Raw genomic sequence first — 16043 nt, forward strand, 5'->3', positions numbered from 1 at the left:
GGTAAATTTTTTTTCCGGCGCGTTGAAAATCCGCGAGTGTTGCCACAGGAGATATGCATGAACGAATCCCGACCTGAATCGATGGCGTCCTTCTGGATGCCCTTCACCAATAACCGCGACTTCAAGGCCAATCCGCGCCTGCTGGTGTCGGCGGAAGGCATGTACTACAAGGACGTCGACGGCAACAGCATCCTGGACGGCACCGCCGGCCTGTGGTGCGTGCCGTGCGGCCACGCGCAGCCGAAGATCGTCGCCGCCGTGCGCGAGATGGTCGGCCAGCTGGACTTCGCGCCGACCTTCCAGATGGGCCACCCGGCCGCCTTCGACCTGGCTGAAAAGCTGATGGAGTACACCAATCACAAATACGGCCATGTGTTCTACACCAACTCCGGTTCCGAAGCGGTGGACACGGCGCTGAAGATCGCGCTGGCGTACCACAAGGCGCGCGGCGAGGCGAGCCGCACCCGCTTGATCGGCCGCGAACGCGGCTACCACGGCGTCGGCTTCGGCGGCATCTCGGTCGGCGGCATCGCCGGCAACCGCAAGCCTTACGGCGTGATGCTGCCCGGCGTCGACCACCTGCCGCACACGCACAATCTGGAGAAGAACGCCTACACGCGCGGCGAGCCGGAATACGGCACCGAGCTGGCCGACGAGCTGGAACGCATCGTCGCGCTGCACGATGCGTCGACCATCGCGGCGGTGATCGTCGAGCCGGTCGCCGGCTCCACCGGTGTGCTGATTCCGCCGAAGGGTTATTTGAAGCGCCTGCGAGAGCTGTGCACCAAGCACGGCATCCTGCTGATCTTCGATGAGGTGATCACGGGCTTCGGCCGGTTGACGACGCCATTCGCCGCCGACTACTTCGACGTCGAACCGGACATGATGACCGTCGCCAAGGGGCTGACCAACGGCACCATTCCGATGGGCGCGGTGTTCAGCAAGAAGCACATCCACGATGCCTTCATGGAGGCGCCGGCCGGCATCGAGTTGTTCCACGGTTACACCTACTCGGGCCATCCGGTGGCGTGCGCCGCGTCGCTGGCGACGCTGGAAGTGTTCAAGGAACAGAAGATCCTCGAGCATGCCGCAGGTATGGCCGCTTATTGGGCCGACGCTGTGCATTCGCTGAAAGGCCTGCCGCATGTGATCGACATCCGCACCATCGGCCTGATCGCCGGCATCGAGCTGGCGCCGATCGCGGGCAAGCCGGGCGCGCGCGCTTTCGCCGCGTTCAAGCAGGCCTTTGCCGACGGGGTGTTGATCCGTACGACGGGCGACATCATCGCGTTGTCGCCGCCGCTGGTGCTGGAGAAAAAACACATCGACGAGTTATTCGGAAAGCTAACGAAGGTCCTGCAGAACCTCGCTTGAGCCGCGCAGTACCCCTAACCGAAAGGGTCAGACCCGTACGGGGTCTGACCCTTGCCCGCCGCAGTGCGGGGTTGAACTGTGCCGCACAAGTCCGTGAAAAGGAGAACACCATGCTGGTAGGCGTCCCAAAAGAGATCAAAAACCAGGAGTCCCGCGTCGGCCTCACCCCGGCCAGCGTGAAGGAACTCGTTTTGCGTGGCCATCAAGTTTTAGTGCAACAAAACGCCGGCGCCGCCATCGGCCTGACCGATGCGATGTATGTCGGCGCCGGCGCCACCATCATCGAGGACGCGGCGGAGATCTTCGCCCGCGCCGAAATGATCGTGAAAGTGAAAGAACCGCAGCCGGAGGAATGCGCGATGCTGCGCAAAGGCCAGATCCTCTACACCTATCTGCACCTGGCACCCGACCCGGAACAGACCAAGGCGCTGGTTGCATCCGGCGCGGTCTGCATCGCGTATGAAACCATCACCGGCGCCAACGGCGGCTTGCCGTTGCTGGCGCCGATGAGCGAAGTGGCTGGACGGATGTCGATCCAGGCCGGCGCCGCGCACCTGGAGAAATCCAAAGGCGGCATGGGCTTGCTGCTGGGCGGCGTGCCGGGCGTGGCGCCGGGACATATCGCCATCATCGGCGCCGGCGTGGTCGGCACCAACGCCCTGCAGATGGCGGTCGGCATCGGCGCGCGCGTGACGATTTTGGACAAGAACATCGACCGCCTGCGCCAGCTCGATCTGGTCTACGGCAACCGCATCGCCACCATGTATTCCAACGCGCACTCGATCGAGGAAGCGGTGCTGGACGCGGACCTGGTGATCGGCGGCGTGCTGGTGCCCGGCGCCGCCGCGCCGAAGCTGGTGACCAAGGCCATGATCGCGCGCATGAAGCCGGGCGCGGTGGTGGTCGACGTGGCGATCGACCAGGGCGGCTGCTTCGAAACCTCGCACGCCACCACGCACGAGAAGCCGACCTATGTGGTCGACGGCGTGGTGCACTACTGCGTGGCCAACATGCCGGGCGCGGTCGCGCGTACTTCGACCTTCGCATTGAACAACGCAACGATAGGCCATGCGCTGGCGCTGGCCGACAAAGGTTGGCAGAAAGCGCTGAAAGCCAATCCGCATTTGAAGAACGGTTTGAATGTCTGCCTCGGCCACGTCACCTACGAAGCGGTGGCGCACGGCCTGGGCTACCCCTATGTGGACGCGGACAGCCTGTTGGGCTGACCCAATTTTGAGAGAACACCATGAGCAACCTTGACACCATCACCCATTTCATCAACGGCGTAAAAGTCGATACGCAAAGCGGCCGCTATGCGGACGTATTCAATCCCGCGATGGGCGAGCCGGTGGCCCGCGTTGCGCTGGGCACCACCGAGGAAGTCGACGTCGCAGTGCGCGCGGCCGAAGCGGCATTCCCCGCATGGGCGGCGACGCCGCCGCTGACGCGCGCGCGGGTGCTGTTCAAGTATCTGCAACTGTGCCAGCAGCACACCGACGAATTCGCGGCGATGCTGACGCGCGAACACGGCAAGACCTTCGCCGATGCGCAGGGCGAGGTCGCGCGCGGCATCGAGATGGTGGAATTCGCGGTCGGCATTCCGCAGTTGCTGAAGGGCGAATTCACCGACCAGATCTCGCGCGGCATCGACGCCTGGTCGATGCGCCAGGCGTTGGGCGTGGTGGCCGGCATCACGCCGTTCAACTTCCCGGTGATGGTGCCGATGTGGATGTTCCCGGTGGCTATCGCCTGCGGCAACACCTTTATCCTGAAGCCTTCCGAGCGCGATCCGTCGCCGTCGCTGCTGCATGCGCGCTTGTTGAAGGAAGCCGGTTTGCCGGACGGCGTGTTCAACGTCATCCAGGGCGACAAGGTCACCGTCGATGCGCTGCTGGATCATCCGGTGGTGCAGGCGGTGAGCTTCGTCGGCTCGACGCCGATCGCCGAATACATCTACGCGCGCGGCTGCGCGGCAGGAAAGCGCGTGCAGGCTTTGGGCGGTGCGAAGAACCACATGGTGGTGATGCCGGATGCGGATATGGAGATGACCGTCGATGCCTTGATGGGCGCGGCCTATGGTTCCGCCGGCGAGCGTTGCATGGCGATCTCGGTGGTGGTCGCGGTCGGCGATGCGGGCGACAAGATCGTCGACGCACTGGCAAAGCGCACCGCCGCACTGAAAGTGCGCGACGGGATGGCGTCGGACGCCGAAATGGGGCCGGTCGTATCAAGCGCGGCCAAGCAGCGCATAGAGCGCTTGATCGGCGAGGGCGTCGAGCAGGGCGCGACGCTGGTGGTCGATGGACGCAATCATGTGGTGGCCGGACGCGAGAACGGCTTCTTCATCGGCGGCACGTTGTTCGATCACGTGACGCCGGATATGACCATCTACAAGGAAGAGATTTTCGGGCCGGTGCTGTGCATGCTGCGCTCGCCGGACGTGGGCAGCGCGGTGGAGCTGATCAACCGCAACGAGTACGGCAATGGCGTCGCGATCTACACCCGCGATGGCGGCGTGGCTCGCGAATTCGTGCGGCAGATCCAGGTCGGCATGGTGGGCGTCAACGTGCCGTTGCCGGTGCCGATGGCCTTCAATAGTTTCGGCGGATGGAAGCGCAGTTTGTTCGGCGACCATCACGCCTATGGTCCGGAAGGCGTGCGCTTCTACACGCGGCATAAAGCGGTGATGCAGCGTTGGCCGAACACCGCCAGCGCTGGCGCGGAATTTGCATTCCCACAGATGAAGTAACTCCCGAATTCTCAGCCAGGAAAAAGTATGATGATCGAATCGCTCAACTACATGCCCCAGCCGAAGGAAGCCAATGATTCGTTGGCCAAACACTTCACTGATCTCGCGCCCGCGCTCAACGCCCGCCAGGCCGCGATTGAAAGTTCGCGCTGCCTGTATTGCTACGACGCGCCGTGCACGCGCATCTGCCCATCGGACATCGACGTCGCGAGCTTCATCCGCAACATCCACGACGAGAACATCAACGGCGCGGCGGTCGGCATCCTGAAACAGAACATCCTCGGCGGCAGCTGCTCGCGCGTCTGTCCGACCGAAATCCTGTGCGAGGACGCCTGCGTGCGCAATCACGACGCCGAAGGCCAGCCGGTGAAAATCGGCCTGCTGCAGCGCTACGCCATCGACAACATGAAGCTGGACGCGCATCCGTTCAAGCGCTTCGCATCGACCGGCAAGAAGATCGCCGTGGTCGGCGCCGGCCCCGCCGGCCTGTCCTGCGCGCACCGCCTGGCGATGCTTGGCAACGACGTGGTCATCTACGAAGCGAAAGAAAAATCCGGTGGCCTGAATGAATACGGCATCGCCAAGTACAAGCTGACCGACAACTTCGCGCAGAAGGAAGTCGACTTCCTGCTGCAAATCGGCGGCATCGACATCAAGCATGGCCAGACCCTGGGCGGCAACCTGCAACTGAAGGATCTACACGCGCAATACGACGCCGTGTTCCTGGGCCTCGGCCTCGGCGCCAGCAAGCAATTGGGCCTGACCGGCGAGGACGCGCCAGGCCTGCTGGCCGCCGTCGACTACATCGCCGCGCTGCGCCAGGCCGATGACCTGAGCAAACTGCCGCTGCCTTCGCGCGCCATCGTCATCGGCGCCGGCAACACCGCGATCGATATGGCGGTGCAGATCCAGCGCCTCGGCGCGGAGGAAGTCACGCTGGTCTATCGTCGCGGCTTCGAGGCGATGAGCGCGACCGAGCACGAACAGCACATCGCGAAAGAGAACCAGGTCCGCATGCGCACCTGGGCCCAGCCGCAGCAAGTGCTGCTGGACGACGCGGGCCGCGTGCGCGGCATGCGCTTCGAGAAGACCGCCATCGTCAACGGTCGCTTGGCCGGCACCGGCGAGACCTTCGAGATCGCGGCCGACGCCATCTTCAAAGCCATCGGCCAAAGCATGGACGAAAGCGGCATCAGCGATCCGCTGGCGAAGACGCTGAAACGCGACGGCGACAAGATCCATGTCGACGACCAGTTCCGTACCGTCCTGCCGGGCATCTACGCCGGCGGCGACTGCGTGGCGCCGGGGCAGGATCTGACGGTGCAGGCGGTACAACACGGTAAGCTGGCGGCGCACGCCATTCATGAAGACATCAACGTCAAGAAAGTGGAGGCTGCATAATGGCTGACCTGAGCATAGAATTCTGCGGCATCAAATCGGTCAACCCGTTCTGGCTGGCGTCCGCGCCGCCGACCGACAAGGCCTACAACGTGGTGCGCGCCTTTGAAGCCGGTTGGGGCGGCGTGGTGTGGAAAACGCTGGGCGAGGATCCGGCCGCCGTCAATGTCTCGTCGCGCTACTCCGCGCACTACGGCAAGAACCGCGAAGTCCTCGGCTTCAACAACATCGAACTGATCACCGACCGTTCGCTGGCGATCAATCTGGAAGAGATCACGCAGGTCAAGAAGGATTGGCCGGACCGCGTCATCATCGTCTCGCTGATGCTGCCGTGCGAAGAGCAGCTGTGGGCCGATATCCTGCCGCTGGTGGAAGCCACCGGCGCCGACGGCATCGAACTGAATTTCGGTTGCCCGCACGGCATGCCGGAGCGCGGCATGGGCGCGGCGGTCGGGCAGGTGCCGGAGTATGTGGAGATGGTCACGCGCTGGTGCAAGACGCACAGCAAGCTGCCGGTGATCGTCAAGCTGACGCCGAACATCACCGACGTGCGCGCGCCGGCGCGCGCGGCCAAGGCCGGCGGCGCCGATGCGGTTTCGCTGATCAACACCATCAACTCGATCACGCATCTGGACCTGGATCAGATGGTGGCGTTTCCGATTGTCGGTGGCGCCAGCACGCACGGCGGCTACTGCGGTTCCGCGGTCAAGCCGATCGCGCTGAACATGGTGGCCGAAATCGCGCGCGATCCGCAGACCAAGGACTTGCCGATTTCCGGCATCGGCGGCATCGGCAACTGGCGCGACGCGGCGGAGTTCATGGCGCTGGGTTCGGGCTGCGTGCAGGTTTGCACGGCGGCCATGCTGCACGGTTTCCGCATCGTCGAGGAAATGAAGGATGGCCTGTCGCGCTGGATGGACGAGAAGGGCTACCAGAGCGTGAGCGAATTCGTCGGCAAGGCGGTGCCGAATACGACTGACTGGAAATACCTGAACATGAACTATCAGGTCATCGCGCAGATCAACCAGGACGACTGTATCAAGTGCGGCCGCTGCTACGTGGCTTGCGAAGATACTTCGCACCAGTCGATCGCGCAGCTGATCGACGCGGCCACCGGCACGCGCACGTATGAGGTGATCAAGGAGGAGTGCGTTGGGTGTAATCTGTGCGAAATCACTTGTCCGGTGCAGGGTTGCATCACGATGGTGCCGCAGGATACCGGCAAGCCGTATATGAACTGGACCCAGGACCCGCGCAACCCGCGCGCCGAAAAGGTCACCGAGACGGCATGATTGAGCGCCACGGCCACCCCCAGCCACATGGGGTCAGACCCCGTACGGGGTCTGACCCCGGCGGAGCGCAGTGCGGGGTGAACGCAAGCATCAAGGTACGGAACTTGCAGCGATAAGAGGATACATCAACCCTTGGAGAACGCCCCGTGAGCAAAGAACTGTCTGGCAGCACGCAACTCTGGAACGAAGACCTGGCTCCGACCACCGAGGCGCAACGCACCTGGCGCTGGTATCACTTCGCCGCGCTGTGGGTCGGGATGGTGATGTGCATCCCGGCCTACACGCTGTCCGCCAGCTTGATCGAGGGCGGCATGTCCGGCTACCAGGCGGTGCTGACGGTGTTCCTCGCCAACGCGATCGTGCTGCTGCCGATGCTGTTGATCGGCCACGCCGGCACCAAGTACGGCATCCCCTACGCGGTGCTGGCGCGCGCTTCCTTCGGCACGTCCGGCGCGCGGCTGCCGGCGCTGATGCGCGCCATCGTCGCCTGCGGCTGGTACGGCATTCAGACCTGGTTCGGCGGTTCGATGATCTACACGCTGCTGGGCGTGATGATGGGCGGCGAGATCGGCGGCGACAAGCTCGCGGGCCTCGGCATCAATCTGGCGCAGCTGCTTTGCTTCCTGGCTTTCTGGGCGATCCAGTTCTGGTACATCGTGCACGGCATGGATGCGATCCGCAAGCTGGAGACCTACACCGCGCCGCTGAAGATCCTGATCTGCTTCGTGCTGCTCGGCTGGGTCCACAGCAAGGCCGGCGGCTTCGGCGACCTGCTGTCGGCGCCTTCGCAGTTCGTCGAAGGCGGCAAGAAGGCCGGCCAGTTCTGGACCGTTTTCTGGCCATCGCTGACGGCGATGGTCGGCTTCTGGGCCACGCTGGCGCTGAACATTCCCGACTTCACCCGCTTCGCCAAATCGCAGCGCGACCAGGTCATCGGCCAGTCGGTCGGCCTGCCGCTGCCTATGGGCCTGCTGGCGGCGATGGCGGTGATCGTCACCTCGGCCACGGTGGTCTTGTACGGCAAGGCGATCTGGGATCCTGTCGAGCTGTCGAGCCGCATGACCGGCGCGGCGGTGCTGGTGGCGCTGCTGATCCTGTTGATCGACACTGTCTCGGTCAACCTGGCCGCCAACCTGGTCGGCCCGGCCTACGATTTCTCGTCGCTGGCGCCGAAGCAGATCTCGTATAAAACCGGCGGCTACATCACCGCCGGCATCGCCATCGTCATGATGCCGTGGAAGATACTGGAATCGACCCAGGGCTACATCTTCACCTGGCTGATCGGCTATTCGGCGCTGCTCGGCCCCATCGCCGGCATCCTGATCGTCGACTACTACCTGGTGCGCAAAACCGAATTGAACGTCGGCGAGCTGTATCGCGAGGGTGGTCAGTATTCATATGGAAGCGGCTGGAACATGGCGGCGCTGATCGCTTTCGTGATCGGCGTGGCGCCGAACATTCCCGGTTTCCTCAATGCCGCCTTCCCCGCGTCCTTCCCGGACGTGGCGGACGGCTTCAAAACAATTTATACCTATGCCTGGTTTGTCGGAATCGCTATTTCGGCCGTGGTGTATGGGATTATGATGAAGGGCAAAACCGTGCCCGCGATCAGGGCGCCGGCCCACCCATAGAGATTCAGGAGACGTTATGACAACTATCATTCGCGGCGGGACGGTGGTCAACGCCGACCGCGCCTTTCGCGCCGATGTGCTGTGCTACGGCGACAAGATCGTCGCCGTCGGCGAAAACCTCGAAGCGCCGCCCTCGGCCAAGGTGATCGACGCCGGCGGGCAGTATGTGATGCCGGGCGGGATAGATCCGCACACCCATATGAACCTGCCCTTCATGGGCACCGTGACGCAGGACGATTTCTACACCGGCACGGCGGCCGGCCTGGCCGGCGGCACCACCACCATCATCGATTTCGTTATCCCGGCGCCGAAGCAGAATCTGATCGAGGCCTATCACCAGTGGCGCGGCTGGGCGCAGAAGGCGGCCGGCGATTACACCTTCCACGTCGCGATCACATGGTGGGACGAGACCGTGCACCGCGACATGGGCATCCTGGTGCGCGACCATGGCGTCAACAGCTTCAAGCACTTCATGGCGTACAAGAACGCCATCATGGCCGACGACGAGACGCTGGTGAAAAGCTTCCGCCGCTCGCTGGAGCTGGGCGCGATTCCGACCGTGCATGCGGAGAACGGCGAGCTGGTTTATCAGCTGCAGCAGGATCTGTTGAAGAAAGGCCTGACAGGACCGAGTTCGCATCCGTTGTCGCGTCCTCCGGCGGTGGAGGCGGAGGCGGCCAACCGTGCCATCGCCATCGCCGATGTGCTGAATACGCCGGTGTACATCGTCCATGTCTCGTGCGCGGAATCGCTGGAGGCCATCACCCGCGCCCGCGCCAATGGGCAGCGCGTGTACGGCGAGGCGCTGGCGGGGCATCTGATCATCGACGACAGCGTCTATCAGAGCGACGATCTGGAATTCGCGGCGGCCCATGTGATGAGTCCTCCGTTCCGCAGCAAGCATCATCAGGCGGCGCTGTGGCATGGGCTGCAGAGCGGTAACCTGCACACCACGGCCACCGATCACTGCACCTTCTGCGCCGAGCAGAAGGCGGCGGGCAAGGACGATTTCACCAGGATCCCGAACGGCTGCGGCGGGGTCGAAGATCGCATGTCGGTGATCTGGGACGCGGGCGTCAACAGCGGCATGCTGACGCCGTCGGAATTCGTCAAGGTGACGTCGACCAACACGGCGCAGATTTTCAATATGTATCCGCGCAAGGGCGTGATCGCGGTCGGCGCAGATGCCGACATCGTGGTCTGGGATCCGGAAGGCACGCGCACCATTTCGTCGCTGACCCAGTTCGCCAAGGGCGGCTTCAATGTGTTCGAAGGACGGACCGTGCGCGGCATCCCGAGCACCACGCTGGCCGCCGGCAACGTCGTGTTCCATCGCGGCGTGCTGATGGCCGTTGAGGGCGCGGGCCGCCACATCGACCGTCCGGCGTTCAAGCCGACTTCGGCGCGTTAATTCATCGCGGCCGCAGCGTCCGTTTGGCGCCGGCCGCATCAACAGGAGAAGTGGCATGACCGATATGCGCATTAATGGCGACCGCCTGTGGGCGGCGCTGATGGAACTGGCCCAGATCGGCGCGACCGCCAAGGGCGGCGTCAAGCGCCTGGCGCTGACGGATCTGGACAAGCAGGGCCGCGACCTGGTGGTCGGCTGGGCCAGGGACGCCGGCATGTCGATCACCATCGACCAGATCGGCAACGTCTTCATGCGCCGCGACGGCACCAACAACGCGCTGCCGCCGGTGATGACCGGCAGCCATATCGACACCCAGCCTACCGGCGGCAAATTCGACGGCAACTACGGCGTGCTGGCCGGCCTGGAAGTGGTGCGCACGCTGAACGACTTGCAGATCAAGACCGAGGCGCCGATCGAAGTCGCCTTCTGGACCAACGAGGAAGGCTCGCGCTTCGTGCCGGTGATGATGGGCTCCGGCGTGTTCTGCGGCGCCTTCAGCCTGGAGACCGCCTACGCCGCCAAGGACACCGAAGGCAAGACCGTCGGCGAGGAGCTGGCGCGCATCGGCTACAAGGGCGACCAGGTGCCAGGCGACCACCCGATCGGCGCCTACTTCGAAACCCATATCGAACAAGGCCCGGTGCTGGAAGACGCCGACAAGGTGATCGGCGTGGTGCCGGCGGTGATGGGACTGTCGTGGTACGACTGCGTGGTCAACGGCATGGAGGCCCACGCCGGTCCGACGCCGATGGGCCTGCGCAAGGACGCGCTGCAAGTGTCGACGAAGATCATGCAGGAAGTGGTGGCCATCGCCAACCGCTATCCGCCGTATGGACGCGGCACGGTCGGCATGGTGCAGGTATTCCCGAACAGCCGCAACGTGATCCCGGGCGAAGTCAAATTCAGCATCGACCTGCGCAATGTGAACGACGAACTGCTCAACACCATGCACGAGGAAATGCTGGCCTTTATCGAGAAGACCCGCGTCGAAACCGGCCTGGCGATTTCGATCGAGCGCGTCTCCTACTACCCGCCATGCCCGTTCCATCCCGAATGCGTGGACGCGGTGCGCAGCGCCACCGCCAAGCTGGGATATTCGACCATGGACGTGGTCTCCGGCGCCGGCCACGATGCGATCTACGCCGCGCGCCTGGCGCCGGCCGGCATGATCTTCGTCCCTTGCAAGGACGGCATCAGCCACAATGAAATCGAGGACGCCAAGTCCGAACATCTGGAAGCCGGCTGCAACGTCCTGTTGCACGCGATGCTGGAGCGCGCGCGCATCGTTTGACCGCCGCGCGGACGGGGTGCATACTGGTCCGATTTTGAACCGGACCAGGCCCCGCCTGCTATCGATATGCAAGGATCGCATCAACCGCAGACCGAAGCGCTGCATGTCATCTCCCTGACGGCGACGCTGGAGAGCATCTCGGATGCCGTCATGATGCTGGGTCACGATTGGGAGATCCTCTACTTGAACGGCAACGCCGCGCGACTGCTGCAAGTGACGCTCGACGACGTGGTCGGCACCAACTTGTGGGAGGTCTTTCCGGAAGCGGTCGGCGGCCCGTATTATCGCTGCTACCATCAAGCCGTCGATACCGGCAGCCCGGTGTCGTTCGAGGAGCACTACGCGCCGCTGGACTTGTGGACCGAAGTCCGCGCCTATCCGTCGGAGCAGGGCCTCACCGTCTACTTCCGCGACATCAGCGAGCGCCGCGCCATCGAAGCCGAGATCCACAGCATGGCTTACTACGACAAGCTCACCGGGCTGCCGAATCGACAACTGCTGCTGAACCGTCTGGAGGATGCGTTGGGCATCGCCCACGGTTCCGGCCTCCCCGGCGCGGTGCTGTTCATCGACCTGGATAACTTCAAGAGCATCAACGACACGCGCGGCCACGCCAAGGGCGACCTGCTGCTGCAAATGGTGGCGGACCGTCTGAATAACGCCGTGCGCAGCTGCGATACGGTGGCGCGCTTCGGCGGCGATGAATTCGTCGTGCTGCTGGAGGACTTGGGCCTCATCGAGGAGGCGGCGGTGCAGGCGGCGCAAGAATGTGCGGCCAAGCTGCTGCGGGCCTTCGACGCGCCGTTCCAGATCGCCGGCATGGACCATTACAGCACGCCGAGCATCGGCGTCGCCATTTTCAATCGGGAGCCGCTCAGCGTGGACGAGGTGCTGCGGCGCGCGGACCTGGCGATGTACCAGGCCAAGGCGGCGGGGCGCAACGGCATGTCGCTGTTCGACGCGGCGATGCATGCGCGTGTCTCCGCGCGCGCGACGCTGGAAGCCGACCTGCGGCTGGCGTTGAACCGCGGCGAGTTCGTGCTGTACTACCAGCCGCAATTGCATGTGGACGGTCGCGTCATGGGCGTCGAGGCGCTGGTGCGCTGGAATCACCCGCTGCGCGGGCTGGTGTCGCCGATGGAGTTCATCGCGGTGGCCGAGGAAACCAATATGATCCTGCCGTTGGGCGCCTGGGTGATGGAGGAGGCCTGCCGCCTGTTGGCGCGCTGGGCGAGCGATCCGCGCACGGAGATGTTGGAAATGGCGGTCAACGTCAGTACGGCGCAGTTCCATCGTCCGGACTTCGTCGAGCAGGTGCTGGAAGCGCTGGCGCGGACCGGCGCTCGGCCCGACCGGCTGCGGCTGGAATTGACGGAGAGCTTGCTGTTGACGGATGTCGAGGGCACGGCGAAGAAAATGCAGCGGTTGCGCGAGGCCGGCGTCAGCTTTTCGCTGGACGATTTCGGTACCGGTTATTCGTCGCTGTCCTATCTGCACCGGTTGCCGTTGGATCAGTTGAAGATCGACCGTTCCTTCATCCGCGAGGCGTTCATGGAGGGGCATGGCGCGGCCATCGTGCGCATCATCGTCGCGCTGGGCAAGGCGCTGAAGATGTCGGTGCTGGCCGAGGGCGTGGAGACGGCGGAGCAGTTGTCCTTTATCCGTTCCGAGGGTTGCGGATATTATCAGGGCTACCTGTTCAGCAAGCCGGTTCCCGAAGCGGAATTGGCGTCGTTATTTTGATGCATACCGATCCGCAGCAAGCCTACCTCGATGGAAATCACCGCATGGCGGACGGCGATGATGCCGGCGCCGAGGCGTGCTATCTGCGCGCGCTTGCGCTGGAGCCTCTGCATGGGCCGGCGCGCGCCAATCTCGGTTATCTGAAGGAGCGGCAGGGCGCGCTGGCGGAGGCGGAGTTCCATTATCTGCAAGCGATCGCGCTGATGCCGGATCATGCGCAGCTGTATCAGAACCTGGGCGTGCTGCTGTGGCGCGAGAAGCGCTTTGCCGACGCCGAACCGGCGATGCGCGCGGCGGTGGAATTGGCGCCGGAGTCGGCATCGGCATGGAGTCAGTTGGGCATGCTGCTGGTGTGTACGCATCGCGAGGCGGACGGCGAGGCTTGCTACCGCGAGGCGCTTGCGCTGGATCCGCAGCATGCGCGGGCGCGCTTCAATCTGAGCTATCTGCTGCTGCGTCAGGCGCGGTTCGCGGAGGGTTGGCGGATGCTGGATGCGCGCTGGGATTTCGATCAGGTGCCGCAGGCGGTCGATTGTCCTTTGTGGGAGGGGCAGTCGCTGGATGGGCGGTCGGTGGTCGTCATGCAGGAGGCGGGCAATGGCGACACCATACATTTTTTCCGCTATGCGGCGTTGTTGAAGGAGCGCGGCGCGGCGCGGGTTGCGGTGGTGTGTCATCCGTCGCTGGTGCGCCTGTTCGTCACGCTGCCGGGCGTGGATGAGGTGTATGCGCTCGGGGCGCCGATGCCGGCCGAGGGGTGGGATTTCTGGACGCGGGCCATGCGCTTGCCAGGTTTGTTCGGCACGCAGATGGACGGTATTCCGGCTGCGGTGCCTTATCTGTCGGCGCGGCCGGAGCTGGTGCGGCAGTGGGGCGGGCGCTTGCCGCAGCGGGGCTTGCGCGTTGGTTTGGCATGGAAGGGCAATCCCAATTTCGAGAACGATGCGGATCGTTCGCTGCCGTCAGTGATGACGCTGGCGCCGCTGGCGACCGTGCCGGCGCACTTCGTCAGCTTGCAGAAAGGGGCGGGCGAGGAGGAGGCGTTGCAGCCGCCGGCGGGCATGTCGTTGCACGCGATCGGCCCGCTGCTCGGGGATTTTGCCGACACGGCGGCGGTGATGGCGAATCTGGATCTGGTGATCAGCGTCGATACGGCGGTGGCGCATCTGGCGGGGGCGCTGGGCAAGCCGTGCTGGCTGCTGTTGCCCGACTATCGTTGCGACTGGCGATGGATGACGGAGCGCGATGACAGCCCATGGTATCCATCGATGCGCCTGTTCCGCCAGCGGCCCGGCGGCGGCTGGGCACCGGTCATCACGGAAGTGGCGGCGGCGCTGGCGCAACTGGCGTCGTCGTCGCCGCCGGCTCAGGCCTGGTAGCTGCGCAGGAAGTCGAGCAGGACGTGGGCGGCGATGTCGGCGTCGTCGGCGGTCATGGTTTCCAGCGGGTTGTGGCTGATGCCGCCGTTGCCGCAGCGCGTGAACAGCATCGCCACTTCGGTGATGGCGGCCATCGCCATGGCGTCATGCCCCGCGCCGGACAGCAGGTCGAAACGTGGAAGACCCGCCCGCATGACGGCGTCGCCGAACTGCCGCATCAAACGCGGCGAACACGGTGCGGCCGAGGCGTCGACAATCTGCTGAAGCGAGAACTCGACCTGCCGGCGCGCGCAAATCGCGGCGATGCCGTCCAATACATCCTTGACCGCCGCCAGCCGTACCGCATCGTCGGCGGCGCGGATATCCAGCGACAGCTTGCACGCCCCCGGAATCACATTGACCGAACCGCCAGGCACCTGCAACTGCCCAACCGTTCCGACCAGCGCTTCACCCTGCGCGCAACGCCGCTCCACCAGCAGCACGATTTCCGCCGCCGCCGCCGCCGCATCCTTACGCATGGTCATCGGCGTGGTGCCGGCATGGCTGGCAAGCCCGGTCAACTCCACCAGATATCGCGAGCTGCCGGCGATGGCGGTGACCACGCCCAGCGCCAGATCGCGCTCCAGCAGCACCGGTCCCTGCTCGATATGCACCTCCACGAAACCAAGCAACTCCGCAGGATCGCGCGCGATGGCGGGAATGCGGCTGACGTCATGACCGGCCGCCAGCAAAGCCTCGCGCATGCTGACGCCATCGGCATCCGTCTGATCCAGCAGCGACAGATCGAAACGCCCCGTCACCGCATTACTGCCCAGGAAAGTGCTCTTGAAGCGCACACCTTCCTCCTCCGCGAAACCGACGATCTCGAAATGGAACGGCAGCTTCTCGCCGCGCTGGTGCAGATGGCGCACGATGGCGATCGGCAGCAGGATGCCGAGACGGCCGTCGTACTTGCCGCCATTGCGCACCGTGTCGTAATGCGAGCCGGTCATCAAGGTCTTGGCGCCGTCGACATCGGAGCGGTAGACGCCGACCACGTTGCCGACCGCATCGATATGCGCGTCCATTCCCGCCTCGCGCATCCAGTCCGCCAGCTGCGCGGCGGTCCGGCGGTGGGCCGGCGTCATGTAGGCGCAGGTCAGGTCGAAGTCGGCGGCGCCGGTGTTGTCCGCATCGCTCCAGGCGCCGAGCGTCTCGCACCACTGCATGATGGCCGGACCGAAGTCCAGCGTCACGCCCAGCAGATCGTTGAGACGGATCTCGGCGATGCGCTTGATCTGGCGAAGACACTCGGCGATTTCGTCCGCGCGCTGGTTTTTCAGGCGGCGCGTGAAGGTGGCGATGATGGCGCGCCGCGTCAGCCCCTGGCCATCCGGGCCCTTGACCGCGAGGATGAACGGGAAGCCGAACTTCGCGTTGTAGTCCGCGTTCAGCTGGTGCAGCACGGCGAATTCGTCCGCGCTGCAAAGATGCAGGCCGGACTTGGCTTGTTCGCTGGTCGATTCCGCCGTCAGCTGGCCGGCGACGGCGGCCTTGCCCGCCAGCTCGGGGTGGGCGCGGATCAAGCCCAGTTGCTCGTCCAGCGCAGCGGCGCTGACCACCGACTGCAAGGCCAGCTTCAAGGCGGTGGCGTTGACGAAGGGCCGCTGCGCCGCAGCCCGTTCCGGTATCCACGGCGAATGCTCGTAGATGCCGCGCAGGTGGTCGGTGAAGGTGGCGGTGTCGCAGCTGTTTAATTCGGAGAGTGTCATCATGGTCACCATCATAGCTTGCAA

General features: G+C 64.4%; 11 protein-coding genes. 10 read left to right on the plus strand and 1 reads right to left on the minus strand.

The window, feature by feature from the left end:
* The first annotated feature begins 57 nt into the window (after nt 1-57).
* From aptA to GW587_RS16725, 10 genes are all read left to right on the plus strand, one after another.
* A complete protein-coding gene (gene aptA, locus GW587_RS16680; protein ID WP_166105289.1) occupies nt 58-1374 on the plus strand; it encodes an omega-aminotransferase AptA in 1317 nt (438 codons plus the stop codon).
* A gap of 110 nt (nt 1375-1484) precedes the next feature.
* Nucleotides 1485-2600: an alanine dehydrogenase gene (gene ald, locus GW587_RS16685; protein WP_166105292.1), complete on the plus strand. Its 1116-nt coding sequence runs from the start codon at nt 1485-1487 to the stop codon at nt 2598-2600.
* A gap of 20 nt (nt 2601-2620) precedes the next feature.
* On the plus strand, nt 2621-4123 hold the full coding sequence (locus GW587_RS16690) for a CoA-acylating methylmalonate-semialdehyde dehydrogenase (protein ID WP_166105294.1): 1503 nt from the start codon (nt 2621-2623) through the stop codon (nt 4121-4123).
* 27 nt (nt 4124-4150) lie between these two features.
* Complete coding sequence (locus GW587_RS16695) at nt 4151-5524, plus strand: NAD(P)-dependent oxidoreductase (protein ID WP_207393523.1); 1374 nt, start codon at nt 4151-4153, stop codon at nt 5522-5524.
* Nucleotides 5524-6813, plus strand: coding sequence for an NAD-dependent dihydropyrimidine dehydrogenase subunit PreA (preA, locus tag GW587_RS16700; RefSeq protein ID WP_166105297.1), 1290 nt, complete (start codon nt 5524-5526; stop codon nt 6811-6813). The genes GW587_RS16695 and preA overlap by 1 nt, the downstream gene beginning before the upstream one ends.
* Nucleotides 6814-6959: 146 nt before the next feature.
* Entirely contained in the window at nt 6960-8444 is a 1485-nt protein-coding gene (locus tag GW587_RS16705; RefSeq protein ID WP_166105300.1) for an NCS1 family nucleobase:cation symporter-1, read from the plus strand.
* Nucleotides 8445-8460: 16 nt separating this feature from the next.
* Complete coding sequence (gene hydA, locus GW587_RS16710; protein WP_166105302.1) at nt 8461-9855, plus strand: dihydropyrimidinase; 1395 nt, start codon at nt 8461-8463, stop codon at nt 9853-9855.
* Between the two features lie 55 nt (nt 9856-9910).
* Entirely contained in the window at nt 9911-11146 is a 1236-nt protein-coding gene (locus GW587_RS16715) for a Zn-dependent hydrolase (RefSeq protein WP_207393524.1), read from the plus strand.
* A 66-nt stretch (nt 11147-11212) separates the two neighbouring features.
* A complete protein-coding gene (locus GW587_RS16720; RefSeq protein WP_166105306.1) occupies nt 11213-12889 on the plus strand; it encodes a putative bifunctional diguanylate cyclase/phosphodiesterase in 1677 nt (558 codons plus the stop codon).
* Entirely contained in the window at nt 12889-14268 is a 1380-nt protein-coding gene (locus GW587_RS16725; RefSeq protein ID WP_166105309.1) for a tetratricopeptide repeat protein, read from the plus strand. Before GW587_RS16720 ends, GW587_RS16725 begins: the two co-directional genes overlap by 1 nt.
* On the opposite strand, the gene GW587_RS16730 is transcribed toward GW587_RS16725, so the two are convergent.
* Nucleotides 14256-16022 (minus strand): allantoate amidohydrolase, encoded by a 1767-nt coding sequence (locus GW587_RS16730; RefSeq protein ID WP_166105311.1) that lies wholly within the window; start codon nt 16020-16022, stop codon nt 14256-14258. The two genes, GW587_RS16725 and GW587_RS16730, sit on opposite strands and share 13 nt — an antisense overlap.
* Between the last annotated feature and the right edge of the window lie 21 nt (nt 16023-16043).

This window comes from Duganella aceris (assembly GCF_011090165.1).
Taxonomy (GTDB): domain Bacteria; phylum Pseudomonadota; class Gammaproteobacteria; order Burkholderiales; family Burkholderiaceae_D; genus Rugamonas; species Rugamonas aceris.